The organism is Nocardia sp. NPDC056541, from assembly GCF_042794235.1.
In the GTDB taxonomy this organism is placed as follows: domain Bacteria; phylum Actinomycetota; class Actinomycetes; order Mycobacteriales; family Mycobacteriaceae; genus Nocardia.
On the sequence record NZ_JBHTUD010000003.1, the window covers coordinates 190573 to 214484 of the forward strand.

The 23912-nt window shown below is 67.5% G+C and carries 22 protein-coding genes; 10 read left to right on the top strand and 12 right to left on the bottom strand.

Features of this window, described 5'->3' with window-relative positions:
• Positions 1–40 precede the first annotated feature (40 nt).
• Both ACFQ9R_RS06400 and ACFQ9R_RS06405 read left to right on the top strand, forming a co-directional pair.
• Positions 41–1165, top strand: coding sequence for an NAD(P)H-dependent flavin oxidoreductase (locus ACFQ9R_RS06400; RefSeq protein WP_378989281.1), 1125 nt, complete (start codon positions 41–43; stop codon positions 1163–1165).
• Positions 1166–1429: 264 nt separating this feature from the next.
• The gene (locus ACFQ9R_RS06405; RefSeq protein ID WP_378989282.1) at positions 1430–2866 is read left to right on the top strand and encodes a threonine/serine exporter ThrE family protein; all 1437 of its coding nucleotides are present in this window, start codon (positions 1430–1432) and stop codon (positions 2864–2866) included.
• 10 nt (positions 2867–2876) lie between these two features.
• Here the strand turns inward: ACFQ9R_RS06405 and ACFQ9R_RS06410 are convergent, their stop codons facing one another.
• Together ACFQ9R_RS06410 and ACFQ9R_RS06415 are read right to left on the bottom strand one after the other, a co-directional pair.
• Positions 2877–3650, bottom strand: coding sequence for a GntR family transcriptional regulator (locus tag ACFQ9R_RS06410; protein ID WP_378989283.1), 774 nt, complete (start codon positions 3648–3650; stop codon positions 2877–2879).
• Positions 3651–3925: 275 nt separating this feature from the next.
• Complete coding sequence (locus tag ACFQ9R_RS06415) at positions 3926–6298, bottom strand: lysylphosphatidylglycerol synthase domain-containing protein (RefSeq protein WP_378989284.1); 2373 nt, start codon at positions 6296–6298, stop codon at positions 3926–3928.
• Positions 6299–6459: 161 nt separating this feature from the next.
• Here ACFQ9R_RS06415 and ACFQ9R_RS06420 point away from each other — a divergent pair, with 161 nt between their 5' ends.
• Complete coding sequence (locus ACFQ9R_RS06420; protein ID WP_378989285.1) at positions 6460–7386, top strand: NAD-dependent epimerase/dehydratase family protein; 927 nt, start codon at positions 6460–6462, stop codon at positions 7384–7386.
• A gap of 34 nt (positions 7387–7420) precedes the next feature.
• Here ACFQ9R_RS06420 and ACFQ9R_RS06425 read toward each other — a convergent pair whose 3' ends face one another.
• The 4 genes from ACFQ9R_RS06425 to ACFQ9R_RS06440 form a co-directional block, all read right to left on the bottom strand.
• Positions 7421–8362, bottom strand: a complete 942-nt coding sequence (locus tag ACFQ9R_RS06425) for an MBL fold metallo-hydrolase (RefSeq protein WP_378989286.1) — start codon at positions 8360–8362, stop codon at positions 7421–7423.
• Positions 8363–8453: 91 nt separating this feature from the next.
• Positions 8454–8840, bottom strand: a complete 387-nt coding sequence (locus ACFQ9R_RS06430; protein ID WP_378989287.1) for an RNA-binding S4 domain-containing protein — start codon at positions 8838–8840, stop codon at positions 8454–8456.
• Between the two features lie 3 nt (positions 8841–8843).
• Positions 8844–9404 (bottom strand): C40 family peptidase, encoded by a 561-nt coding sequence (locus ACFQ9R_RS06435; RefSeq protein ID WP_378989543.1) that lies wholly within the window; start codon positions 9402–9404, stop codon positions 8844–8846.
• A gap of 330 nt (positions 9405–9734) precedes the next feature.
• Positions 9735–10007 (bottom strand): hypothetical protein, encoded by a 273-nt coding sequence (locus ACFQ9R_RS06440; RefSeq protein WP_378989288.1) that lies wholly within the window; start codon positions 10005–10007, stop codon positions 9735–9737.
• Positions 10008–10115: 108 nt separating this feature from the next.
• On the opposite strand from ACFQ9R_RS06440, the gene ACFQ9R_RS06445 reads away from it, so the two are divergent.
• From ACFQ9R_RS06445 to ACFQ9R_RS06455, 3 genes are all read left to right on the top strand, one after another.
• Positions 10116–11297 (top strand): AAA family ATPase, encoded by a 1182-nt coding sequence (locus ACFQ9R_RS06445; protein ID WP_378989289.1) that lies wholly within the window; start codon positions 10116–10118, stop codon positions 11295–11297.
• A gap of 263 nt (positions 11298–11560) precedes the next feature.
• Positions 11561–12511 (top strand): alpha/beta fold hydrolase, encoded by a 951-nt coding sequence (locus ACFQ9R_RS06450; protein WP_378989290.1) that lies wholly within the window; start codon positions 11561–11563, stop codon positions 12509–12511.
• 191 nt (positions 12512–12702) lie between these two features.
• Complete coding sequence (locus tag ACFQ9R_RS06455; protein WP_056824003.1) at positions 12703–12993, top strand: hypothetical protein; 291 nt, start codon at positions 12703–12705, stop codon at positions 12991–12993.
• Positions 12994–13077: 84 nt separating this feature from the next.
• Here ACFQ9R_RS06455 and ACFQ9R_RS06460 read toward each other — a convergent pair whose 3' ends face one another.
• Positions 13078–14256 (bottom strand): acetyl-CoA acetyltransferase, encoded by a 1179-nt coding sequence (locus ACFQ9R_RS06460; protein WP_378989291.1) that lies wholly within the window; start codon positions 14254–14256, stop codon positions 13078–13080.
• 247 nt (positions 14257–14503) lie between these two features.
• Here ACFQ9R_RS06460 and ACFQ9R_RS06465 point away from each other — a divergent pair, with 247 nt between their 5' ends.
• The 3 genes from ACFQ9R_RS06465 to ACFQ9R_RS06475 are packed head-to-tail and all read left to right on the top strand — an operon-like array spanning position 14504 to position 18045.
• Positions 14504–15343 (top strand): hypothetical protein, encoded by an 840-nt coding sequence (locus tag ACFQ9R_RS06465; RefSeq protein WP_378634809.1) that lies wholly within the window; start codon positions 14504–14506, stop codon positions 15341–15343.
• A 30-nt stretch (positions 15344–15373) separates the two neighbouring features.
• Complete coding sequence (locus ACFQ9R_RS06470) at positions 15374–17296, top strand: fumarate reductase/succinate dehydrogenase flavoprotein subunit (protein WP_378989292.1); 1923 nt, start codon at positions 15374–15376, stop codon at positions 17294–17296.
• A gap of 2 nt (positions 17297–17298) precedes the next feature.
• Positions 17299–18045, top strand: coding sequence for a succinate dehydrogenase/fumarate reductase iron-sulfur subunit (locus ACFQ9R_RS06475; RefSeq protein ID WP_378989293.1), 747 nt, complete (start codon positions 17299–17301; stop codon positions 18043–18045).
• 322 nt (positions 18046–18367) lie between these two features.
• On the opposite strand, the gene ACFQ9R_RS06480 is transcribed toward ACFQ9R_RS06475, so the two are convergent.
• The 3 genes from ACFQ9R_RS06480 to ACFQ9R_RS06490 are packed head-to-tail and all read right to left on the bottom strand — an operon-like array spanning position 18368 to position 19685.
• Positions 18368–18577: a DUF397 domain-containing protein gene (locus tag ACFQ9R_RS06480; protein ID WP_378634801.1), complete on the bottom strand. Its 210-nt coding sequence runs from the start codon at positions 18575–18577 to the stop codon at positions 18368–18370.
• Positions 18574–18774, bottom strand: coding sequence for a DUF397 domain-containing protein (locus tag ACFQ9R_RS06485; protein ID WP_378634799.1), 201 nt, complete (start codon positions 18772–18774; stop codon positions 18574–18576). Before ACFQ9R_RS06485 ends, ACFQ9R_RS06480 begins: the two co-directional genes overlap by 4 nt.
• Entirely contained in the window at positions 18771–19685 is a 915-nt protein-coding gene (locus ACFQ9R_RS06490; RefSeq protein ID WP_378989294.1) for a helix-turn-helix domain-containing protein, read from the bottom strand. Before ACFQ9R_RS06490 ends, ACFQ9R_RS06485 begins: the two co-directional genes overlap by 4 nt.
• A 182-nt stretch (positions 19686–19867) precedes the next feature.
• Between ACFQ9R_RS06490 and ACFQ9R_RS06495 the strand changes: the two genes are divergently transcribed.
• A complete protein-coding gene (locus tag ACFQ9R_RS06495; RefSeq protein WP_101465132.1) occupies positions 19868–20074 on the top strand; it encodes a hypothetical protein in 207 nt (68 codons plus the stop codon).
• Here the strand turns inward: ACFQ9R_RS06495 and ACFQ9R_RS06500 are convergent.
• Both ACFQ9R_RS06500 and ACFQ9R_RS06505 read right to left on the bottom strand, forming a co-directional pair.
• The gene (locus ACFQ9R_RS06500; protein WP_378989295.1) at positions 20071–21018 is read right to left on the bottom strand and encodes a DNA-3-methyladenine glycosylase family protein; all 948 of its coding nucleotides are present in this window, start codon (positions 21016–21018) and stop codon (positions 20071–20073) included. The two genes, ACFQ9R_RS06495 and ACFQ9R_RS06500, sit on opposite strands and share 4 nt — an antisense overlap.
• A gap of 27 nt (positions 21019–21045) precedes the next feature.
• Positions 21046–23859 (bottom strand): FAD-binding and (Fe-S)-binding domain-containing protein, encoded by a 2814-nt coding sequence (locus ACFQ9R_RS06505; protein ID WP_378989296.1) that lies wholly within the window; start codon positions 23857–23859, stop codon positions 21046–21048.
• Positions 23860–23912 lie beyond the last annotated feature (53 nt).

The following is a 23912-nucleotide window of genomic DNA, read 5'->3' on the forward strand; positions in this document are numbered from 1 at the left end:
TAACCGTTCTCGACCAAACTAGAACGTGTTACAGTTCGGTATGCGTACCGAATTCTGCGAACAGCTCGGCATCGAGTTCCCCATCTTCGCCTTCACCCACTGCCGCGACGTCGTGGCGGCGGTGAGCAACGCGGGCGGATTGGGGGTGCTCGGCGCGGTCGGCTTCACCGCCGAACAGCTCGAGGTGGAGCTGGCCTGGCTCGACGAACACGTCACCGGGATCTACGGCGTCGACCTGGTGATCCCGTCGAAGTACGAGGGCAAGGGCGTCGACGGGCTCACCCCCGAACAGCTGGAAAAGCAGCTGGCGCAGATGGTTCCGCAGGGCCATCGCGACTTCGCCCAGCAGATCCTCACCGACCACAACGTGCCCGCGCTGCCCGACGGTGAGCACCACAACGAGCTGCTCGGCTGGACCGCGACCACCGCGGGACCGCAGGTCGACGTCATCCTGAACCACCCCAAGGCCAAGCTCGTCGCCAACGCGCTGGGCACCCCGCCCGACGACGTGGTCAAGCGCATCCAGGACTCCGGCCGGGTGATCGGCGCGCTGTGCGGTTCGGTCAAGCACGCGATGAACCACAAGGCGGCCGGCCTCGACTTCGTGGTGTGCCAGGGCACCGAGGGCGGCGGGCACTGCGGCGAGGTGTCCTCGCTGGTGCTGTGGCCGCAGGTGATCGACGCGATCGGCGACGTACCGGTGCTGGCCGCCGGTGGCATCGGCAACGGCGCGCAGGTCGCGGCGGCGCTGGCGATGGGCGCGGCGGGCGCGTGGACCGGGTCGCTGTGGCTCACCGTCGAGGAGGCCAATGTGCCGCCCGCCCAGATGGACACCTACCTCGAGGCGACCAGCCACGACACCGTCCGCTCGCGTTCGTGGACCGGCAAGCCGTGCCGCATGCTGAAGAACGACTGGACCGACGCCTGGGAGTCCACCGACACCCCCGACCCGCTGCCGATGCCGCTGCAGATGATGGTGGCCCTCGACGGCGTCAAGCGCGGCCACCGCTACCCCGAAGCCGCCAAGGACGTGAACTTCAACCCGGTCGGCCAGGTGGTCGGCATGATGAACAAGGTCGAACGCAGCGCCGACGTGGTCAACCGCCTCGTCGAGGAATACGTCACCGCCTACGACCGGCTGGTCCGCCTCGCCGGGGACTCCTAGCTGGTCCGCCTCTCCGGGAACTTCCAGCCAGACTCGAGTGCCGGGGTAGTCGGCGACGCGGCGAGCTCCCAGCCTCGCCGGTGAGCCCGTTCCCGGTGAGTTACCCATGTAGTCGCGAGATCTCGGGATGCGGTCCGATTCCATCCGCGTTTGCTGGGTCCATTCATTGCGCGGAAGAGGCACTACACTCGGCGTATCTACCCTGCGGGGCGGTGTTCGGACACCGTCCCGCAGCATTGCCCAGCGGTTGCGGACGGCGGTGACATGGGTTCGGAGGAATACGCGAGCAAGACCTGGAACGTGGCCAGAACCCGGGTTACGCACGCCATCGCCAAGGTCCGCGAGCAATACGCGAAGGCCGCGCCGCGACCCACCGAGCACGAACCCGTCGACCCGCCCGTACCCGCCGATCTGCTGAATCTGCTGTGTCGCATCGGTGTGGCGCTGGTCGGCGCCGGCGAGACCTCCGCACGGGTGCAGGTCATCCTCGACAAGCTGTCGCGGCGCTACGGCACCGCCAATATCCATTTCATGGTGCTGCCCACCGCGGTCTTCGTCCGGGTACGCACTGACGAAAGCTCCGCCATCGACATGCTCGACGCCCGCGTCGGCACCCTGCCACTGGACCAGATCGACGGCCTCTACCGGCTGATCGACCAGATCGAGCAGGACGCGCCGCCGCCGAGCCGGGCATCGAGGGATCTCGACAAGATCCTGACCCAGAAACCCGGCAGCCCACCGTGGCTGATCCTGCTCGGGCAGGTCGTGCTGACCGTCGGTATCGGCATGATGCTCAACCCGGGCGCACGGGCGCTGGTCGGCTATGTGGTGCTCGGGCTGGTCGTCGGTGTGCTGACTCAGCTCGCCGATCGGGTGCGGCTGCTGTCGATGGCGTTGCCGGTGGTCGCGTCGGCGGTGGTCGCGGTGCTCGCGTACGGCTTTCCCGGCGCGCTCGCCGGTGGGCAGCCGCAGCAACTGCTGATTCCGGCGGTCGCGACGCTGCTGCCCGGTGCGATGCTCACCAACGGCACGATCGAGTTGGCGACCGGGTCGATGGTGGCCGGTGCCAGCCGGGTCGTCTACGGCATCAACATGCTGTTCCTGCTCGCGCTGGGTTCCTACGTGGGGGTCAGTGTGCTCGGGCCGCTGTCGGATCCGCCGGTGAGCAGTGCCCAATTGGGGTGGTGGGCACCGATAGTCGGGGTGCTGCTGATCGGGTACGGGCATTCGTGGCGGTCGAGCGCACCGCAGAACACGGTGGGCTGGCTGCTGCTCGTCCTCTACATCACCTACGCGGCGCAGGTCCTCGGCAAGCATGTGTCCGGTCCGCTGACCGGCACGTTCCTCGGCGGGCTGGTCGCCGTGAACGCTGCGTATCTGATCCAGGGCCGCAAGCACGCGCCACCGACCCAGGTGGCGTTCCTGCCCGCGTTCTGGATGCTGGTGCCCGGCGGGATCAGCCTCACCGGGATCTCCGACCTCGTCACGCATTCGCTGTCGGGGGTGTCGACCGGCGGGCTGGAGGTGCTGGTCTCGGCGCTGCTGTCGGTGATGTCGATCGCGCTGGGCGTGATGGTCGGCTCCGGTCTGGCCACCGCGCACACACCGCGCGTGAGCACCATCATCGACACGGTGGTGCCACACCATCTGCCGTGGGTGCACACCGCGGAGACGACGAAGAAATCCGACTCAGACAGCTAGCCGGGGTGGTTCAGACGGCCGAGCTCAGCGGCACGGTATGGACCGGAGTCTCGCCGACGAGTTGCCCGAAGCGGGCGATCACCTTCTCGTGGTACAGCGCGAACAGGTCACCGAACAGCGCGAGTTGCGCCTCGCTCGGCGCGGATTCGGCATCCCACACCGCGAGCAGCGCGCGCCAGACGAGCACGTGCAGATCGGGCGCGACGGCGAAATAGGCGGCGACCGCCTCCGGCACCTCGACGACCATATCGGCGATCGAATTCAGTACCGCGCGTTGCATACTCATCTCGAGCACGCCGAGTAGCTTGCGCACCAGCGCGATCTCGACGGCGATGATGCGCGCGTGGTCGGGCACGGCCTGACGTGCCATCGCCTCCAGCTCGTCGACGGCGGCGGCGAGCTCGGCCGGATCGAGCACCTTCTCCCCCGCCGTATAGGCGAGCAGCGCCTCACCCACGATGCCGCGTTCGACCTCGACGATGTCGGTGAACATCTCGGCGGCGACCGCGGGCGCGGTGATCGAGAACCGGAACAGGTGCCGGTAGACGTCCATACCGCCCTCGACGCGGACATCACGGATGGTGAAGCCCTTACCTCGCCTTGCCTCGACGAATCCGTAGGACTCGAGGCGTCCGAGGATGAGCTGGGCGGTAGCGCGGTTCATCCCGAACTCGTCGGCGACCTGGCGAACCGACGGCATCAGCTCGCCGGGCCGGTACTCGCCGGTGGCTACGCGGCGCGCCAACTCATCGGCGACGTCGGCGACCACCGTCCGGGATCCCATCGAAACAACACCTCTCGGTCATGATCCGGCTACGTCCCAGACAGTTTAGGCGCTGAATGCCTGGAGCGCTGGTGCGCTCGAGTCGAGACTTTCAGCGATCACATCGCTATCGATGCGCCGCCCTGCCTCCGATCAGCGAACTTTCCTTCTGGCGTGCCGTTCAGCTGGATCAGACAGCGCTGTGCGACACCGTGACTGAATACGCAGGCAACGGGGCAGCTAAACATTTTGGGCGGAACCGCGCGAGCCGGCCTTCGGGCCGGCCCTCCGAGAATTCAGATCATGTCTTTCTTGTCGAGCCACCGCATGACCGGCCAGCCCAAACCTACGGGGATCCAGCAGGTCAGCACGCGGTAGAGCAGGACGGCTGGGACCGCGATCTCGGCCGGGACGCCGAACGCCGCGAGACCACCGATCAGGGCCGCCTCGACCGCGCCGACGCCACCGGGTGTCGGCGCGGCCGAGGCCAGCGTGCCGCCGATCATGGTGACGATCGTGACGGCGACGAAGTCCGTGCCGCCGCCGAAAGCCTCGACGCTGGTCCACAGGGCCAGCGCCTGGCCGAGCGTGATCGCGCCGCAGCCGGCGACGATGACCACGAAACGCATCGGGTCCTTGGCGAGGTCGGCGAGTTCGCCCAGCACTTCCTTGACCTGCGGACGCACCGAGTGATTGACCCAGCGCCGCAGCGTCGGCACGAACATGAACGCGCCGATCAGCCCCACGCCGACGCCGGCGATCAGATACAGCACGGTCGCGTCGGGCACGATGTGGGCCAGGTTGGTCGAGGTGCCCGCCACCACGCTGAACACCACGAGCAGCACCAGGTGGGTGAGCACCTGCATCGACTGCTGCATCGCCACCGCGGCGGTCGCGCGCAGGGTCGTCATGCCCGCCTTCTGCAGGAACCGCACACTCAGCGCCAACCCGCCGACACCGGCGGGGGTGGTCGTCGCCACGAAGGTGTTGGCCAGCTGCTCCACGAGCAGATAGCGCATCTTGACCAGCCCGTCCGCGCAGGCGCCGAGCGCGGCGGCGGCGCCGACATAGGTCAGCCCCGACACGGCCAGTCCCGCGAGCGCCCACCACCAGTTGAGCGTGCGCAGCTGACTGAAGAACGTCGGCACCTGGCTGAAGAACGGATACGCCACATAGACGAGCGCGACCAGCAGGACGAGCTGGATGATCTGGTTGCGGGAGAACCGCGTGATCTGTTCGGACTGGATGCGGTCGTGGCCGGTCTGCCTGCGCACTTCCTCACGGGCGGTGGCCATCACTTTGGTCCACTGCGGCACCGACTTCCGGATGCCGATCGACATGGCCGATTTCGTCAGGCGCCGGGCCGCGTAGGCCACCTTGTCCTCGCCGAGTACCTCGATCGCCGCCGAGACCGCCTCGTGTTTTCCGTAGAGCGAGGTGGTGGTCACCAGCAGCTGGGCGATATCGGTCTGCCGTTGCGCCTCGGCCGCGCCGAATTCGGCGGCCGAGAAGCCGCCGAACAGGGTGTCACCCTGGCTGACTCGCACGAAGTCGGGTTGCAGATCGCCGAGGCTGATCTGGTTCTCGTGCAGCCGCAGCAGCGACCGCCACACCCCGGGCAGCACCTGCGCGGACAACGTCGCGATCTGGGTACCGCGAGGCATGGTGTGCGCGTACAGCATCCAGCCGCGACTCAAACCGGCCACCGCCACCTGATGGCTGTCGGCCATCCCGAGGTCACCGATCGCGATGCCGAGCAGCGCGCGATGTTCCACCGCCCGGTGCATCGATCCGTGCAGCGGCGCGGTCTCACTGGTGCGGAACGTGATCCAGCGCCACACCTGCCGGATCGCGCCGAAGCTGCGCTGGTTCTTGCCGTACAGCTCGACCATGATCTCGTCTTCGGGCCCGTCGACCTCGGTGGCGAGCAACAGCGGTCCGCGCCCGGCCGGTCGATCGACCCGGAAGGCTTTCACAGTGTGGCCGCGCCCCGCGAGCACCCGGACCGCGCCGTCGAGCGGCACCTCGAGCGCGGGCGTGCCGACCACCCAGACGATCACCGCGCCGACCAGCCAGCCGACCACCAGGCCGAGCATCGCCCGCGCGGGCACCACCGAGCTGACCACCAGGTGGATCGGCGCGAACATCAACAGCAGGAACCACATCCAGCGTCGCGGCCGCACCGGCAGCCACGGGCTCGACACGGTGAGCATCGCCGCGAGCATCGCGATCCAGCGTGGATCGTCGAGGAATTGGGAGAGGAAGGTGTCGAAGCGGTCCGGGACCGGCATGTGCCATTTCGGCGTGGAGATGCCCGCCCCGGTGATCGACAGGGCCAGCACCGCGAGCAGGCCCGCCGCCCCGTACCCGAACAGGAGTTTCCATTGCCTGCGCAGGACCAGTTCGATGAAGATGGCGAACGGCAGTGCCAGGATGAGCATTCCGTAGATCAGGTAGACCATGGTCGCCTGGTCCTGGCTGAGGAAGTCCACGATCTTGGCGACCGAGCGTTCCAGCGCCAGCCATTCCGGCCGGGTGATCAGCGAGCCCGCGATCACCACGGCTACGCCGATTCCCGCCAGCACCACCCGGACGATATCGCTGGTACGACGGATCATCGGCTGCAGGAGTTTCCCCGTGACCGGGATCTCCCGACCGTCGACTCGCATGAGCCGCACGATACACACCGACACGCCGCAGACCCGCCGTGACATCACCCAATCGGCACGGCCGTCCCGCGTGCCGTGAAGCCGATCACAGGCCGTCACGAACACTGGCGATACCCCGTCCAGGAAGTAGGGAAACACTCACTCAGCCGGAAGGAACGATCATGCAGGTTCTGCTCGCGGGCGCCACCGGCGCCATCGGCCGCCCTCTGATCCGCGCGTTGACCGCGAACGGACATACGGTGTGGGCGCTCGTCCGGAATCCGGGTGCGCACCCGCTCGTGCGCGAGCTCGGCGCCACCCCGGTCACCGCCGATGTGCTCGACCGCGACGGCCTGGTGCGCGCCGTCGAGGGTTTGCGCGCCGAGGCCGTCATCCATCAGGCCACCGCCCTGCGCGACGCGAAGGTGCAGCGCCGGATTCCGGCCGACGATCCGACCGGGCTGCTGCGCACGGTCGGCACCGCCAACCTGCTCGACGCCGCGGCGGTGGTGGGCGCCGGTCGGTTCGTCACCCAGTCGCTGATCCTCGGCTACGGGTACCACGACCACGGTGACCGGCTGATCACCGAGCGCGATCAGTTCGGGGTGTACGACGGTGGGGTGGCCGACGAGGTGGTCCGCGCGTGCGTGGCCGGCGAGAGCCAGGTCTTCGACGCGCCCGGTGTCGACGCCATCGCGTTGCGGTACGGGCTCTTCTACGGTCCCGGCGCGTTCAGTGACCTGTTCGCGGACATGATGCGCAAGCACCGCCCGGTCGGCCCGCTCGGTTCCGGCGGGGTGAATACCTGGGTCCATGTCGACGACGCGGCCGCCGCGACTGTGGCCGCACTCGAGCGCGGCACACCCGGTCGCGCCTACAACATCGCCGATGACCATCCGATCACCTGGCGGGAGTTCTTCACGGAGGTCTCCCGAGCTCAGCGGACCCCACGCCCGATCCGGCTGCCCGCCTGGATGATCCGATGGGCGGTCCCCTATATCGGCGCCCTCATGTCCGACACCTCGATGCGGATCTCGAGTCAGCTCGCCCACGATGAATTAGGTTGGCGTCCGAGGTACGCCGATGTCGCCGCCGGTCTCGCGGACTGATCCTCCGGTCGGGCACCACGCCGATATCCGGCGATCAGGGTGCGGTGCGGGCGGTCACGGCGGCACGGTCGTGGCCGGGGATCACTTCGATCTCGGCGGGAAGCGCGTGCAGGCGGTGAATGGTCTCGAACGCCCGGTTGCGGTCGGCGTCGAGGAGTTCCCCGAGCAGCGGCGCTTTCTCGCGCAGGAGGTCGATCTGCAGGGTGCTCCAGACCGCGTCGCCCGCGAGCAGGACGCGGGAGCCGTCGTCGACCGCGAGCAGGATCCCGACGCTGCCGGGGGTGTGCCCCGCCAGGTCGACGATCAGCACGGATCCGTCGCCGAACAGGTCGTGACTGCGGGCGAAGGTCAGCACCGGCGGGCCGTCGAGTTCGTAGAGATCGAACGCGCGACCGCGCAGCGGCCCGCGGGCCACGCCGAGGGGGGCGTGCGAACCGGTCATGGCCCAGCTGTATTCGACGGTGGGCACCCGGATCGGAACCAGGCCGGGTAGTTCGTACAGCCCGGCGACGTGGTCCCAGTGCAGATGTGTCGGCAGCACGAAGTCGATGTCGTTGCCGGTGAGGTCGTGGGCGGCCAGTACCTCGCTCAGTCCGCGCACCGGGCTGTCGGGCCCGACCAGCAGCGGCACCGGGAAGGGCAGCTCGGGCAGCACCCGCTGGTGCACGCCCGCGCAGATCGCCGGGTCGACCAGGAAGGTGGCGTCCGGGTGGCGGATCAGGAAGGTCGACATGGTCAGCGGCGTCGACCGCAGGGTCCGCACGCCCTCGGCGACGATCGTCGTCGGCGCGGACAGCTCCGCCTGGGTGAGCGCGGTCAGGGCGACGGTGTTGTGCGCGGGAGGGACAGGAGCGCACTCCAGTCCGTCGAGAAATGCGGTATCGGCGCCGCGCGGCCAGAGCAGCCGCGGCCCCGTGGTGGCGACAGCGATACAGCAGGCGAGAACAGTCGATAACATCGTCGTGCGCTCACCCATACGTGCCACCGTAGGCGATCGCCCACACCGCGACCACCAGACCCGGTCGAGCCGCCGCTGTTCATCGCTAACGCCCGATTACATCCAGCGGCTAGTCGGTGCGACCCATGAGCCGATCTGTTTCGCGCCGTTCACGTTTCGTAGGCCGACCGGCACCACGCTCGCGCTGCGGCAGGGTGGCGAGGACTTCCTTCGGCGGCGGCGGGGGGCTGCGATCGATCAGGCACTGGGCGGCGACGGGCGGGCCGACGCGCTTGTGAATGATCCGCTCGACCACGACGATGCGCTCGAGACCTGCGTGGCGGATCCTGATCTCGTCACCGGGGCGGACGGTCAGCGCCGGTTTCGCGGTAACCCCATTAACGCGCACATGCCCGGCGCGACAGGCTTCTGCCGCGGCCGAGCGTGTTTTGAACAGGCGCACCGACCAGGTCCACGCGTCGACGCGGGCCTGGCTGTCGGAGTGCTGGGGGGTCACCCCTTAGACGATACGGCGAGCCGTGACGACGTCGTCTGCGCTGAGGTGGGTGTAGGACACCGGGGTGCCCGACTGCACGGCGTTGAGGAGCTGACCGTTGCCCGCGTAGATACCGACGTGGCCACCACCGTTGGTGATGACGATGTCACCGGCCTGCAGGTTGTCGAACGAGACGGGAGCGCCGACGTGCGACTGCTCGAAGCTGGTGCGCGGCAGTTCGACACCGGCCTGGCGGTATGCCCACTGCACGAGGCCGGAGCAGTCGAAGCTCTGCGGGCCTGCGGCACCCCAGTTGTACTGGGCGCCCAGCTTGCCGCGGGCGGCGTCGAGGGCGATATTGCCCGCCGTCTGCTGCTGCTGGAACGGGTTTTCGAACTGGACACTCGGGAGCTGCGGTGCGGCCTGGCCCTGCGGGGCGACCATCGCCTGGAGCTGCTTCTCGACCTGCTGTGCCGGCTGCTCGAGCTCTGGCGGCAGATCGAAGTTACCGAGACCGGGAATGTTGATCGTGGCGGCCTGCGAAATCGCGGGCATCGCACCGGTTGTAGCGGCCACCGCGCCCATGACGAGGGCACCCTTGACGGAATTCGGCAGTCGAGAATCCCGCTGCAAGCTGTGTTTACCCACCGAGACGAGTCTCCGATCTTGCTACTCTCCCGCCGCTCGGTCGCGAATCGCTTGGCGACAACGACTTTTCGGCGGTGACCCAATGGCGCCGCTTCTCTGACGAACCGACAGACTCCACTAAGTCACGAGAAGATTACGGCCTGTGATGAGCGCTGTCCAGCGAAGCACGCAAGTTGTTTTCCTACGACCGGAAAAGCCCAGAACAGAGGCCACGGTACCGGCGTGTCGGCGCGAGTAACGATTTCATCGTCCGCGCCGCGCGGCGCGTTACCCAGTGCGCCGCTCGCGCAGGGCGCGCTCGAGTTCGTCGATGCGCGTTCGGGCGTCGGCCAGGTCGACCTCGAGCCTGCCGAGCACGATCATCATCGGTCCGAGCGCCAGGTGAGCGAGCGACTCCGGCGGTATTTCGCCGTAGCCCCCCTCCAGCGTCGCCTCGAGCGTCGCCAGCAGGTTTCGCCGGACCGCGTCGGCCAGGTGCGCTTCCGGCGGCAGCGGCCATGCGGCGACGATTTCGGCGGCGGACACAGGTTGCTCGGACATCACCCTCCATCTCGGACCCAAGGACAGTCTCGTGTTCGCTAGCAGTATCTAGGACACAGCCCAGAGTTACCGAGATTCTCCCGTGCACACGCGCTACGGTTGTCCGGCATGGACCCCGTGCGCAATCCGTATGCACCCGGCGCCGGCCAGCGTCCGCCCGAATTGGCCGGGCGCGACAAACAACTCGCGGCGTTCGACATCGTGCTCGAGCGCATCGCCCGCGGTCGGCCCGAACGCAGCGTGATGCTCACCGGCCTGCGCGGTGTCGGGAAGACCGTGCTGCTCAACCAGCTTCGTTCGGCCGCCATCTCGCGCGGCTGGGGCACCGGCAAGATCGAAGCGAGACCCGACCAGGATCTGCGCAGACCACTGTCCTCGGCGCTGCACATGGCGGTGCGCGCGATCGCGATGTCGGCCCGCAACGCCGAACAGGTCGACGATTTCCTCGGCATTCTCAAGGCCTTCGCGTTGCGCGCCACCGCGGACAAGGGCATGCGCGAACGGTGGCAGCCCGGTATCGATGTGCCCGCGGTGACCGGCCGCGCCGACTCGGGCGATATCGAGATCGATCTGATCGAACTGTTCAAAGAGGCTGCGGCCCTTGCCTCCGACATCGGTGTCGGCATTGCCATCTTCATCGACGAAATGCAAGACCTCGGACCCGCCGACGTGTCCGCGATCTGCGGTGCCTGCCACGAACTGAGCCAGGACGGCGCCCCGCTGATCGTCGTCGGCGCGGGCCTACCCCACCTCCCCGCGGTGCTCTCGGCCTCGAAAAGCTACTCGGAGCGACTGTTCAGCTACCACCGCATAGATCGCCTCGACCGCGAATCGGCCGACCTCGCGCTCATCGCGCCCGCCGAACGCGAAGAGGTGAAGTTCACCGAAACCGCACTCGATTCGCTCTATCAAAGAGCCGACGGCTACCCGTATTTCGTGCAGGCCTACGGCAAGGCGGCCTGGGATCAGGCACCCGAGAGCCCGATCACCGCCGAGGACGTCGCGGTGGCCTCCCCCGCCGCCGAGGAGGAACTCGCGGTCGGTTTCTTCGGCTCCCGCTACGAACGCGCGACCCCCGCCGAACGCGAGTACATGCGCGCCATGGCCGACCTCGCCGGCGACGACGCCCCGGTCGCCACCTCGGCGGTGGCCGCCGAGCTCGGCCGCAAACCCGCCTCGGTGTCCCCCGCGCGCGACGGCCTGATCAAGAAGGGCCTCATCTACTCGGCCGAACGCGGCACCATCGGCTTCACCGTCCCTCACTTCGGCCGCTACCTCCGGAGCGTATGAAAATCTTCCGGCTTCTAGGGAATCACCTAGAGAGTCTGAGAAAGTTCTGCCGAACGACTCCTCGACAACTATCTATAGTTTTCTAGTTCAAGGGCTAGATATCCGAAGAATTTCCTGGGTAACGGTATGAGCCTGCCTGGGATCGGTTGCGCATCGGGTGGATAACGCGAGGGTTGACCGGCTAACACGCTGGAAACCTTCTCCGAAACACCAGCAGGACCCGCCGCTGAAGGTGCGTCCCGCCGGAGGCGGAGGAGGCTCCAATGTCGAAGACCTTCCCTATCACCGACACCGACGGCCGTCGGTGCACCGTCGTCGCCGATGACGGCGTGCCGATCGCGGTCCGCAGCTTCGGCGCCACGGACGCGGCCCTGACCGTGGTTTTCGTGCACGGCCACTGCCTGCACACCGAATCCTGGTCGTTCCTGCGCGAACATCTGCTGCGGGAGTGGGACGCCGACGCCCGCATGGTCTTCTACGACCACCGCGGCCACGGCGAGTCCGGGCACGCTCACCACACCACCTACACGATCGACCAGCTCGCCACCGATCTCGACGCGGTGCTGCGCGCGGTCGCCCCGACCGGCCCCTTGGTGCTCGTCGGTCATTCGATGGGCGCGATGGTGGTACTCGCCTACGCCCGCCTCTATCCGGCGGCCATCGGTCACCGGGTCGCCGGGATCGGCCTGATCGCCGGCGCCGCGGGCGGCATCACCGAGGCCGGCCTCGGCAGGCTGCTCAACCGGCACGCCGTTGCCTCACTGCAGCGCGCCGTCGTGCACGCACCGCGCGTGATGCAGGCGTCGAAGCGCTTGTCCCGCTGGATCTTCGCGCCGCTGATCCGCGAGGCGAGCACGGGTACCCGGCGGGTGAATCCGCGCGTCGCGGCCATCGCCACGGCGGTGCTCAACGAGACCGCGCTGCTGACCATGTCCGGCTTCCTGAGCTCGCTGCTCGACTTCGACGAGGCCCACACCCTGCCCCACTTCGGCGATCTGCCCGCCCTCGTCCTGTCGGGCTCGGCCGACCTCATGGTGCCGTTCGCGCACTCGGTGGTGCTGGCCTCGCAGCTGGCGGGCGCCGAACTGGTGCGGGTCGAGGGCGCGGGTCACAGCGTCATCCTCGAACGCGCGGAGGAGGTGGCCCGGTCGATCATCGCGTTGGTCGAGCGGGCGAGCATCGACGCCCGTACGCGCTACGCCGTCGCCGGGTGAACGCAACAGTTACCGGATGGCAATCCTGTGATCCCCGACAACATCGGGCGTAAACCGAAAAGATCCGTTATTGTGGTGGAGATCACGTTGTGTGGTGAGTCACACAGCTCGGTGCAGTGCGGCCCGAGGCTTTTCGGGCGTGCCCGTGATCCGGCGAGTCGGTATGCCCGCCATATACACAGGAGGTAACGATGACACGCAGCGATATCGCGGAACTGCGCTACGCGGTCGGCCAACTCCGGCAATCGATAGGCGCACTGCGCTCCAACTACGGCGACGCGGCCACCATCCGTCGTCTGGAGAACGACCTCGAGCGGCTCGTCATCGACGCCGAGGACTTCGAGCAGGCACCACCGCCGGAACTCGCCGTCCCCCGCAGGTCGGAGCCGATCTACGTGCCCGACAGCAAGTCCGACGAAGCGGCATGGATGGGCGCTCAGGACGAAGGGCTCGGGTTTCATTCGCGCCCTAGAACAAAGTAAGACCTGATCACCGGCGCGACGGCCCTGCTGACAGGGTCGTCGCGCCGACCTCTTTCTGTCTGCCCCGGCCCGGGTGTCTCAGGATTACCCGGCTCGGTGTCGGCCCAGTTTGCGGGTTCGGGAGCCGTGGAAGCGGGCGCCTCGGGGGACTTCGGTCGGTTCGTCGATTTCGGCGGATTCGAACAGGGCGGCGATGCCGTGGTCGTGGCCGAGGGCGATGGCCTCCAGGCCGTAGCGGCCGCCGGTGCGGCCCAGTTCGTGCAGCATCGTGGTCATGATTCGCAGGCCGGTGGCGCCGACCGGGTGCCCGAGTGCGATATCGGAGCCGTTCACGTTGAGCCGGTCGAGTGGGTCGAGTTCCCACTCGGTGGCCAACGCGAGCACCTCCACCGCGTAGCCCTCGTTGATCTCGAGCAGATCGATCTCGTCCAGCGAGCATCCGGTCCGCCCGAGCAGCTTCGACACCGCCGGTGCCGCCCCGAGTCCTGGCCCCGCGTTGTCACAACCGGCCGCGGCCCAGCCCGCGAGAAACGCCATCGGCGTCAGCCCGAGCTCGCCGAGCCGATCCTCGGCCACGACCAGGCACGCCGACGCCCCGAGCCGATGCGAACTCATGTTCCCTACCGTCACCACGCCCTCGCGCAGCAGCGGGCGCAAACCGGCCAGCGTGTGGGTCGACAGGTCGTCGCGCACACCCTCGTCCCGGGTGATCTGGTGATCGCCGTAACCGGCGGCCACCCCAACGACCTCGGCCGCGAACGCACCCTGGCGCCAGGCGCGGGCCGCCTTGCGATGACTGGCCACCGCGAATTCGTCGGCGGCACTGCGGTCGATCCCGTAGTAGTGCGCCAACCGCTCGGCATTGTGCAATCCCGCGGTCCCGCCGGGCAGCCCGGCCGGTGTCGCCGCGCACTCCACCCCGCCCGCGACCACCACGTCGGCGGCGCCGGTCTGCACCATCATCGCCGCGGTGATCACCGCCTGCAGGCCGCTGCCGCCGTGTTTGTCGGTCACGAAACCGGGTACTGCGAAAGGTAATCCGGCACCGCGAGCGGCGAGCGAGCCCACCGCGGGTTTGTCGGAGAGGCCGCCGTCGATACAGGCCATGGCCACATCGTCGATGCGTAGCGGGTCGATGCCCGAGCGTTCGATCACGGCGGACAACACCGTGGTCGCCAGCCACTCGGCGGGCATACCTGACAGCGCGCCACCCTCGACGCCACTGGGCGTGCGGACGGGTGCCACGATCGCGGCTCTTCTCATTGCGCGTCACGCTCCTCTCCCCGGTGCGGGGAATACCTGTCACAGGGCACCACAGGTTTGTTGCACGGGCATGACGGGTCGTCACGGACGTCACGGCTGTGATCGAGATCACCGGCATGTGTGACAACCGAGTGGGTGAGACCCACCGCGAGCGGCGCGAACACAGGCGTATGGTGCTCCACATCACAATCCATCGCGGTGGGTAATGATCACTGCCGCAGACCCGAGGATCAGCGAGGCATCCACCGTGAGTGCCGCACCGACCGCCTCCCCCGCGTCACACTCCGCGGGCACCGGCGTCTTCAGCAGAACGCGTGCCCGCATCTCCGCGCGCACCCTCCGCACCGACCGCTGGTGGCTACCACCGCTGTTCACCGCGCTCGGGCTCGCCGCGTTCGTCATCTACGCGACGATCAGATCCTTTGTGCGGACGGCCTACTGGGTCCCCGAGTTCCATTATCTGACGCCGTTCTACTCGCCGTGTCTGAGCGACTCGTGCGCACCGGGATCGGCGCACTTCGGCACCCCGTTCCCCGAGCTGCCGATGTGGATTCCGCTCGGTTTCGTGGTGCTGCCGTTCCTGCTCGGCTTCCGGCTCACCTGCTACTACTACCGCAAGGCCTACTACCGCTCGGTGTGGTTCTCGCCGCCGGCCTGCGCGGTGGCCGAGCCGCACGCGCGCTACACCGGAGAGTCGCGGCTGCCGTTGATCATCCAGAACGCGCACCGCTACTTCTTCTACGTGGCGCTGGTGGTCTCGCTGGTCAACACCTACGACGCGATCACCGCGTTCCACGGCAGCAGTGGCGGTTTCGGTTTCGGCCTCGGCAACATCGTGCTGCTGGTGAACGTGATCCTGCTGTGGGCCTACACCCTGTCGTGTCATTCGTGCAGGCACATCGCGGGCGGGCGGCTCAAGAACTTCTCCGCCCACCCGGTGCGGTACTGGTACTGGACCCAGATCTCCAAGCTCAACACCCGCCACATGGCGCTGGCCTGGACCACCCTCGGCACCCTCGTGCTCACCGACTTCTACGTGATGTTGGTTGCGAGCCACACCATTTCGGACCTGCGGTTCGTCAACTGAGCTGCGACAACGCGAGGAGCTTGTATTTCAATGCCAGACGTGGAACGGCACGACTACGACGTCGTGGTGATCGGGGCGGGCGGCGCGGGTCTGCGAGCCGTGATCGAGGCACGCGAACAAGGGCTTTCGGTGGCGGTGGTGTGTAAGTCGTTGTTCGGCAAGGCACATACCGTGATGGCCGAGGGCGGCTGCGCGGCCTCGATGGGCAATGCCAACGAGAAGGACAACTGGCAGACGCACTTCAAGGACACCATGCGCGGCGGTAAGTTCCTCAACAACTGGCGCATGGCCGAACTGCATGCCCAGGAGGCCGCCGACCGGGTGTGGGAGCTGGAAACCTATGGCGCGCTGTTCGATCGGACGCCCGACGGCCGGATCAGCCAGCGCAACTTCGGCGGCCACACCTATCCGCGCCTGGCCCATGTCGGCGACCGGACCGGCCTCGAACTGATCCGCACGATGCAGCAGAAGATCGTCTCGTTGCAGCAGGAGGACTACGCGGCCACGGGCGACTACGAGGCCAGGATCAAGGTCTTCGCCGAGTGCACGATCACCGAATTGCTCACCGACGCGGGCGCTGTCGCGGGTGCGTTCGGCTACTGGCGCGAATCCGGCGGCTTCGTGCTGTTCAAGGCGCCGGCCATCGTGTTGGCCACCGGTGGAATCGGCAAGTCGTACAAGGTGACATCGAACTCCTGGGAGTACACCGGCGACGGCCACGCGCTGGCGCTGCGCTCCGGCGCGACGCTGATCAATATGGAGTTCCTGCAGTTCCACCCCACCGGCATGGTCTGGCCACCGAGCGTGAAGGGCATCCTCGTCACCGAGGGCGTGCGCGGCGACGGCGGCGTGCTGAAGAACTCCGACGGCAAGCGGTTCATGTTCGACTACATCCCGCCGGTCTTCAAGGGCCAGTATGCCGAAACCGAGGAGGAAGCCGATCAGTGGTTGCGCGACAACGATTCCGCGCGCCGCACTCCTGATCTCCTCCCCCGCGACGAGGTCGCGCGGGCGATCAACGAGGAGGTGAAGGCGGGCCGCGGCACCGAGCACGGCGGCGTCTATCTCGACATCGCCTCCCGCATGCCCGCCGACGAGATCGTGCGCAGGCTGCCGTCGATGCACCATCAGTTCAAGGAACTGGCCGATGTCGACATCACGGCCGAGCCGATGGAAGTCGGCCCCACCTGCCACTACGTGATGGGTGGGATCGAGGTGAACCCCGATTCCGGGGCGGCGGTCGTGCCCGGATTGTTCGCTGCCGGTGAGTGTTCCGGCGGCATGCACGGCTCGAACCGGCTCGGCGGCAACTCGCTGTCGGACCTGTTGGTGTTCGGCCGCCGGGCGGGGCTCGGCGCGTCGGCCTACGTGCAGCAGCTCACCGACAAGCCGACGCCCGCCGAAACCGATATCGAAGCGGCTGTGAAAACCGCGCTGGCGCCGTTCGATTCGCGTGCGGAGGGCTCCGGCGAGAACCCGTACACCCTGCACTCCGAACTCCAGCAGACGATGAACGACCTGGTCGGCATCATCCGCAAGGAACACGAGGTGCGCGCGGCGATCGACAAACTCGGCGAGCTGCGTGTCCGCTACGCCGATGTGGCGGTGGAGGGCAAGCGACCGTTCAACCCCGGTTGGCACCTGGCGCTGGACCTGGCCAACATGCTGATCGTGAGCGAATGTGTCGCGCAGGCAGCGCTGTTGCGCACCGAGAGTCGCGGTGGCCACACCCGCGACGATCATCCCGGCATGAACCCGGACTGGCGCAACACACTGCTGGTCTGCGCCGTCGATCCGGCGTCGGACGCGCAGATCCCCGACGTCACCGTCACCCCGGCCGATCAGACGCCGATGCGCGACGACCTACTCGCCCTGTTCGAACTGAGCGAGCTCGAAAAGTACTACACCGAGCAAGAATTGGCTGCGCACCCGGCAGCCGAGGGAAAGGCGTAACCATGGGATACGACGCCCGGTTCCGGGTCTGGCGCGGCGACATCGACGGCGGGAGCCTCGAGGACTACACGGTGGCGGTGAACGAGGGCGAAGTGGTGCTCGACATCATCCACCGGCTCCAGGCCACCCAGACCCCCGACCTCGCTGTGCGCTGGAATTGCAAAGCGGGCAAGTGTGGTTCGTGTTCGGCGGAGGTGAACGGGCGCCCGCGCCTGCTGTGCATGACGCGGATGTCGACGTTCACCCCGGACGAGGTCATCACTGTCACCCCGATGCGGACGTTCCCGATCATCAAGGATCTGGTCACCGACGTCTCGTTCAACTACGAGAAGGCAAGGGAGATACCGTCGTTCGCGCCACCGGCCGGTCTCGCTCCGGGCGAGTACCGAATGAAGCAGGTCGACGTCGAGCGCTCACAGGAGTTCCGCAAGTGCATCGAGTGCTTCCTGTGTCAGGACACCTGCCATGTGGTGCGTGATCACGAGGAGAACAAGACCTCCTTCGCGGGTCCGCGTTATCTGATGCGTATCACGGAGTTGGAGATGCACCCCCTCGACACCCGTGACCGACGCGAAATGGCCCAGGAGGAAGCAGGTTTGGGCTATTGCAATATCACCAAGTGCTGCACCGATGTGTGCCCCGAGCACATCAAGATCACCGACAACGCGTTGATTCCCTTGAAAGAACGGGTCGTGGACAGGCGATATGACCCGATTGTCTGGCTCGGCAATAAATTGTTCCGCCGGTAGGAAACTGTTGTCGCTGCGGGGTGCGAAACCCCGCAGCGACGGCTGCCTACAAGACAGCGACAGTCCCTACAGCGACTAATCCGACCAGTAATCCGATGAACAGCGCCGACAGCAAAGAGGCGGTGAGTACGTAGATTCCGATCGCGGATACCGCGAACAGCAGTACCACGATCAGGCGTTCCACACCGTCCTCAGGCGCTAGCCTCCGGTACCGGGGTGGCATTTTCTTCAACCCTCGGTCCATATACCTGGGTTACCCGACCCGACGCCGCACCAAACCTCGACCTATGCCGAAAATCTATCGTTCCGTGATCTACCGTGATCAAGGACGATCGAACTCGCCGTCGTGTACGCCCGCGGTGAAGGCGGTCCATTCACTCGGGGTGAAGATCAGCACGGGGCCGCCGGGATTCTTGCTGTCGCGTAGCGCGACGTACCCGTCTGCCAGCATGGCGACCTCCACGCTGCCGTCGTCGGTGCCCGCGCGCAGCCAGGTGGCACCGGAGGTGTCGATGTCGCGCTTGGTGTTCACGCGAACGCGCCGGTGTCGATACCGCGGGTGAAGGCGTCCCAGCTCGCGCCGTCGAAGACCAGGGCGGGACCGGCGGGATTCTTGCTGTCGCGCACCCCGACGTGCCCGCCGAACAGGAAGGCAACTTCGACGCAATCCTTGCCCGCACCACTGCGGGTGCTCTTGAACCAGTGTGCGTCGACGAGATCGAAACTCATGCCACATACTCCTTCGCGACCTGCCGCAGCAGGTGTCTACTCGGTTGGATATCCAGCGCATGACGCTGGAGGCATTCGTGAGCCCGGTCGTACCTTCGAACATCCGCGCGTCGTTCCAGGTAGAGGTCACCGGTAAAGCCTTCGGCGTACACCACTGGTGGTTCGACCGGTTGCCCTTTGCTGTCGGTACCGAACTCGAGAACCGTGAAAGGTCCGGTAGAGACTCCGAGTGGAACACCGGCGGCAAACGGCAGGATGCGCAATGCCACATTACTTCGGGTACTCGCGTCGGCGAGGTGTCGCAACTGCGCAGCCATCACCTTTGCATCACCGACGATGCTACGCAATACCGATTCGTGCAGAACCACGTCGATCTCGGCGGGCGAATGCTTGCGAGTGATCAACACCTGCCGTTGCAGCCGCAGTGCGACCCGCCGATCGAGCTCGTCGACCGAATCCTGGGGGAAGCCCAGATGATTCAGCGCGCGAGCGTATTCCGCGGTCTGCAGCAGACCGGGAACCAGCTCGGACTGGTAGGCGCGTAACCGTTGCGCCGATGCCTCCAAACCCACATAGATATCGAAGTTTTCGGGAATCAAGTCGCCGTAGGCGTGCCACCAGCTCTTGACGGCGGCCTGCTGCGCCAGACCGGCGAAGCCTTCGGCGAGATCGTCGGGAATGCCGTAGATCCGGCACAGCTCGTGGATGTCGATGGTGCGAATGCGATCGGCCTGACCCTTTTCCAGTCGCTGGAGGGTGCTGGCTCCCCACTCCATCAGCCGTGCCGCCTCGGCGATGGTGAGCCCGGCCTGGGTGCGCCAATCACGCAGGTAGCGACCGAGTTGGCGGCGCGGCAGAGTCGAGGAGACGCCCGCCTGCCCTGCTGTTCCGTTCGATGCGTTCGCTGCCACAGCCCCACTCCTTCTGTGTCGCATACCCGTCATCCCCGCCATGCCCCGCTGCGGCGGTGGATTCGTCCAGTCTGGGGAATCCTGCACTCCCCGTTGGATGTCGTGCTGGGAATTCGCGGTAAATCCCATCTTTCGCGCGTGTACTCACCGTTAGCCGGGCGTTTGCGTGCTGTGCTGTTTTCATGCAATTGAGCGAAGTGAACATGCGCGTCGCCACAGCACTGCTGAGTTGCTCCATCGATCCGGGCCCGATGGAGCCCGAACAAGCCCACGCCGCAATGCAACTACACCTCGACTGCACAGTCGAAGAGTGCCGGGTGCGCCGACGGGCGCGCAACACCCTCGTCGAAGCGGGCCGCTGCGTGCTGGACGCGCGCGCGACACGCTAGTGATGGCGATGGTCGGTGATCGGGTCGCGCGGGCCGAACTTCGGTTTGCGCGCCTGCCCGCTGAGCCCCAGCAGTCGCACCGCGCGGTAGCGGTGGGGTTGTAGCGGTCGCAGGTATTCGATCATCGCGTCGTCGTCGATCGGGTGGCCGAGCAGACTCCAGCCGACGACGGCGGCGAGGTGGTAGTCGCCGACCGAGAGGGCATCAGCGTCGCCGAACGCGCGTTGTGCGGTCTCGGCCACCGTCCACACCCCGATACCGGGCAGGCTGCGCAGACGTCGCGCGGCCTCGGCCGGGTCGAGCGTGGCGGTGCGTTCGATCGAGTCGGCGACTCTGGCCGCGCGCACGATGGTCTGTGCGCGCTGCGGCCCGACATTGGCCCGGTGGTACTTCCACGACGGGATCAATCGCCAGGTCTCGGCGTCCGGCGCCACCATCAAGCCGGTCGGCGCCGGGCCTGGGGCTTTGGTCCCGAACTCGCGGACCAGGGTGCGCCAGGCGGCGAACGACGACTTCGTGTGCACCTTCTGTTCGAGGATGGCCGGGATGAGCGACTCCATCACCAGGCCGGTCTTCAGCATGCGCAGACCGGGCACCGTGCGGTGGGCTTCGACCAGCTTGGGGTGTGCGGGGGCGAAGTCGTCGAGGTCTTCCTCGAGACAGAGCATGCGGTCGAGACCGGCCAGGAATTCCTCGGCTCCCGGCCCCCAGGCGCGGGCGGCGGCGCCGTCACGGCCGTCCTGGGTCAGCCGGTAGGTGACCACGCCGGTCGGCATTCGCGAAGCGTGCCAGTGGCTGCCGTCCGGGCCGATGTGGTGGCAGGGATCGCCGCCGCCGCGGCGCAGGGGCGAGACGGTGATGCCGACGTCGAAGGGCCTGCTCGACCGGACGGTCCTGGACAGGCAGGCCGAGGCCAGGTCCGGGTCCAGGGTCTGGTCACGCATTCGACCATTGTGCGCCTGTGATCGGCGTCAACCGGCAGCCGGTGCGCTCGAGCAATCGAGCAGGTACCTGGCCAGATGCACGCCGGGGGTATGGGCGAGTTGGTCGGCCTGGGTGCGGCAGGAGAAGCCGTCGGCCAGGAAGACGGCGTGCGGCGGGGCGTTCCTCAGCGCCGGGAGCAGGGCGTTCTCGGCGACCGCGACCGAGATGTCGTAGTGGCCGCGTTGCATGCCGAAGTTGCCGGCCAGACCGCAGCAGCCCGCCAGTTCCCCGACGGTGACGCCCATCGCGGCGAGGATTCGGCGTTCGGCGTCGAAGCCGCCTACCGCGTGCTGGTGGCAGTGCGGCTGGACGATCACGGTGTCGTGCGGTCGACGGGGTGGTTGCCAGCCGGGGTGCTCCAGCAGGAACTCGGCGAGGGTGCGGACCGCGGCGGCGACCTGTTTCGCTCGTGGATCGCCGGGGAGCAGTTCGGGGAGGTCGGCACGCAGGGTGGCGGTGCAGGACGGTTCGAGACCGACGATCAGGCCACCGGCGGCTACGTGGGTGGCCAGTGCGTCCACGGTGGCGCGCAGCCGGGCGCGGGCGCCGTCCAGTTGGCCGGTGCTGATCCAGGTCAGGCCACAGCACACCCGGTCACTGGGGATGCGCACGCGATAGCCGAGTTGTTCGATCAGTTGGGTCGCGGCTGCCGCGTTCTCCGGGTCGAAGGTGTCGGTGAAGGTGTCGATCCACAGCATGACCTCGGTGGCCGAGGTCTCGCTGTGGCCTGTGCGGTCGTCGCTGCCCAGCGATCGGCGAAACGACTTCGAGGCGAGTCGCGGCGCTGCTCGCCTCGGGTCGATTCCGGCCAGGCGCATGCCGGCCCGGCGCAGGCGCGGACGGGCCGCGACGGCATTGGCCAGGCGTGGGAAGTGCTGGGCGATGGCGAGCCAGCGCGGGAGCCGGCCGAGCACGTAGTGATCCACCGGCCGTAAGCGTCCGCGGTAGCGCCGGTACAGCGCCTCGGATTTGTAAGTGGCCATGTCGACGCCCGCGGGGCAGTCGGCGGCGCAGGCCTTACACGAGAGGCAGAGATCGAGGGATTGCTCGACTGCCGGTGCACGCCAGTCGAGTTCGCCTCGAACGACTTCCTGGAGAACTCTGGCTCTGGCCCGGGTGGTGTCCTTCTCGTCGGCGGTGGCCAGGTACGAGGGACACATGAAGCCGCCGGAACCGCCGGTGTCCGCGCGGCACTTGCCGATTCCTACACATCTGTGCACAGCTGTGGACAAATCGCCGGAGTCCGCGGACAGGGCGAACCCCCGCGAGGGGACCGGCGCGAGCCCGGCTACCCGCAGGTCGGCGTCGACGGGGCTCGGGGCGACGAGGACGCCGGGGTTGAGCAGGTCGCCGGGATCGAACAGGGACTTGAAGCCCGCGAAGGCCGCGCGAGCGGCCGGTGAGTACATCACTTCGAGCAGTTCGGATCTGGCGCGGCCGTCACCGTGTTCGCCCGAGAGCGATCCACCGTGGCGCACAACGAGTTCGGCGGCGTCGAAGAGGAAGGTGCGAAAACGCCGGGGCGCGTCGGTGATCGGGAAGTCGAGGCGCACGTGGATGCAACCGTCGCCGATGTGTCCGTACAGCAGACCACCCACATCGTATTCGGCGGTGAGCGTGGCGAATTCGCGCAGGTACGCCCCCAGATTCTCCGGCGGGACAGCGGCGTCCTCCCACCCGGGCCAGGCGGGCTTCCCGTCGGGGGTTCGTCCCGCCAGACCGGCACCATCGGCCCGAATACGCCAGAGTGCCGCTGTGGCCACCGGATCGGTGACGATCCGGTGATCATCGGCGTGGCTCGCCGCGCACAGGCGCCGGGCGGCGGCCAGTGCCTCGGCCGGGCTCGCCCCCGCGGTTTCGACGAACAGCCAGCCGCGACCTCGCGGCAACTCCGGCACGGTCCCCCGATGCGCGCGGACCACATCGACCAGTCCGGCATCGATGCCTTCGACCGCGATCGGCGCGCAGCTGGTCACCGCGGCGATATCGTCCGCGGCCGAGGCGATGTCGGGGTACCCGAGCACCGTGAGCACCGTCGCGGCGGGCACCGGCGTGAGCGCGACCTCCGCTTCCAGGAGTAGTCCACAGGTGCCTTCGGAACCGGCGAATGCCTTCGCCACCGACGAACCGCGTTCCGGCAGCAGGTGTTCCAGCCCGTAGCCGGATGCCTGCCGATCGAACCGTCCCAGCTCGGTGCGCAGTATTGCCAGATTCGTGGTCGTGAACTTCGCCAGGCCGGGCACCGCCGCCAGGTCGGTACCGAGTGTCCGCCGTTCCCCCGTGCCGTCGAGAACGCGCAGCTCACGCACCATATCGGAGGTACGACCCCAGGCCAGCGCATGCGGTCCGCACGCGTTGTTGCCGATCATCCCGCCCAGGGTGCACCGGTCCTGCGTCGACGGGTCGGGCCCGAACCGCAACCCGTGCGGCCGCAGCCGCCGTTGCAGATCCGACAGCACCAGCCCCGGCTGCACGATCGCTGTTCGCGCCTCGAGGTCGACCGCGCGCACGGCGTTCATCTGTCTGCTGAAATCCAGCACGATGCCGGGTCCGATGGCGTTGCCCGCGACCGAGGTGCCCGCGCCGCGAGCGGTGATCGACAGCCCGTTCTCGCGGGCGAAGTTCACGGTGGCGGCGACGTCGTCCTCGCCATGGGGAAACACGACCACGGCGGGCCGGACACGGTAGTTGGAGGCGTCGGCGGAGTACTCGACGCGTCTGCGCACCGACGCGTCGACCGGGCAGCCGGTCCGCGTGCGCAGTGCGTCGGCCAGCTTTTCCGAGCTCCGGTCGTCGTCCACCCGACCAGCCTATTCCGGTCACCTGGTGGTGATCGGCGGCTGGTTTTCGCTGT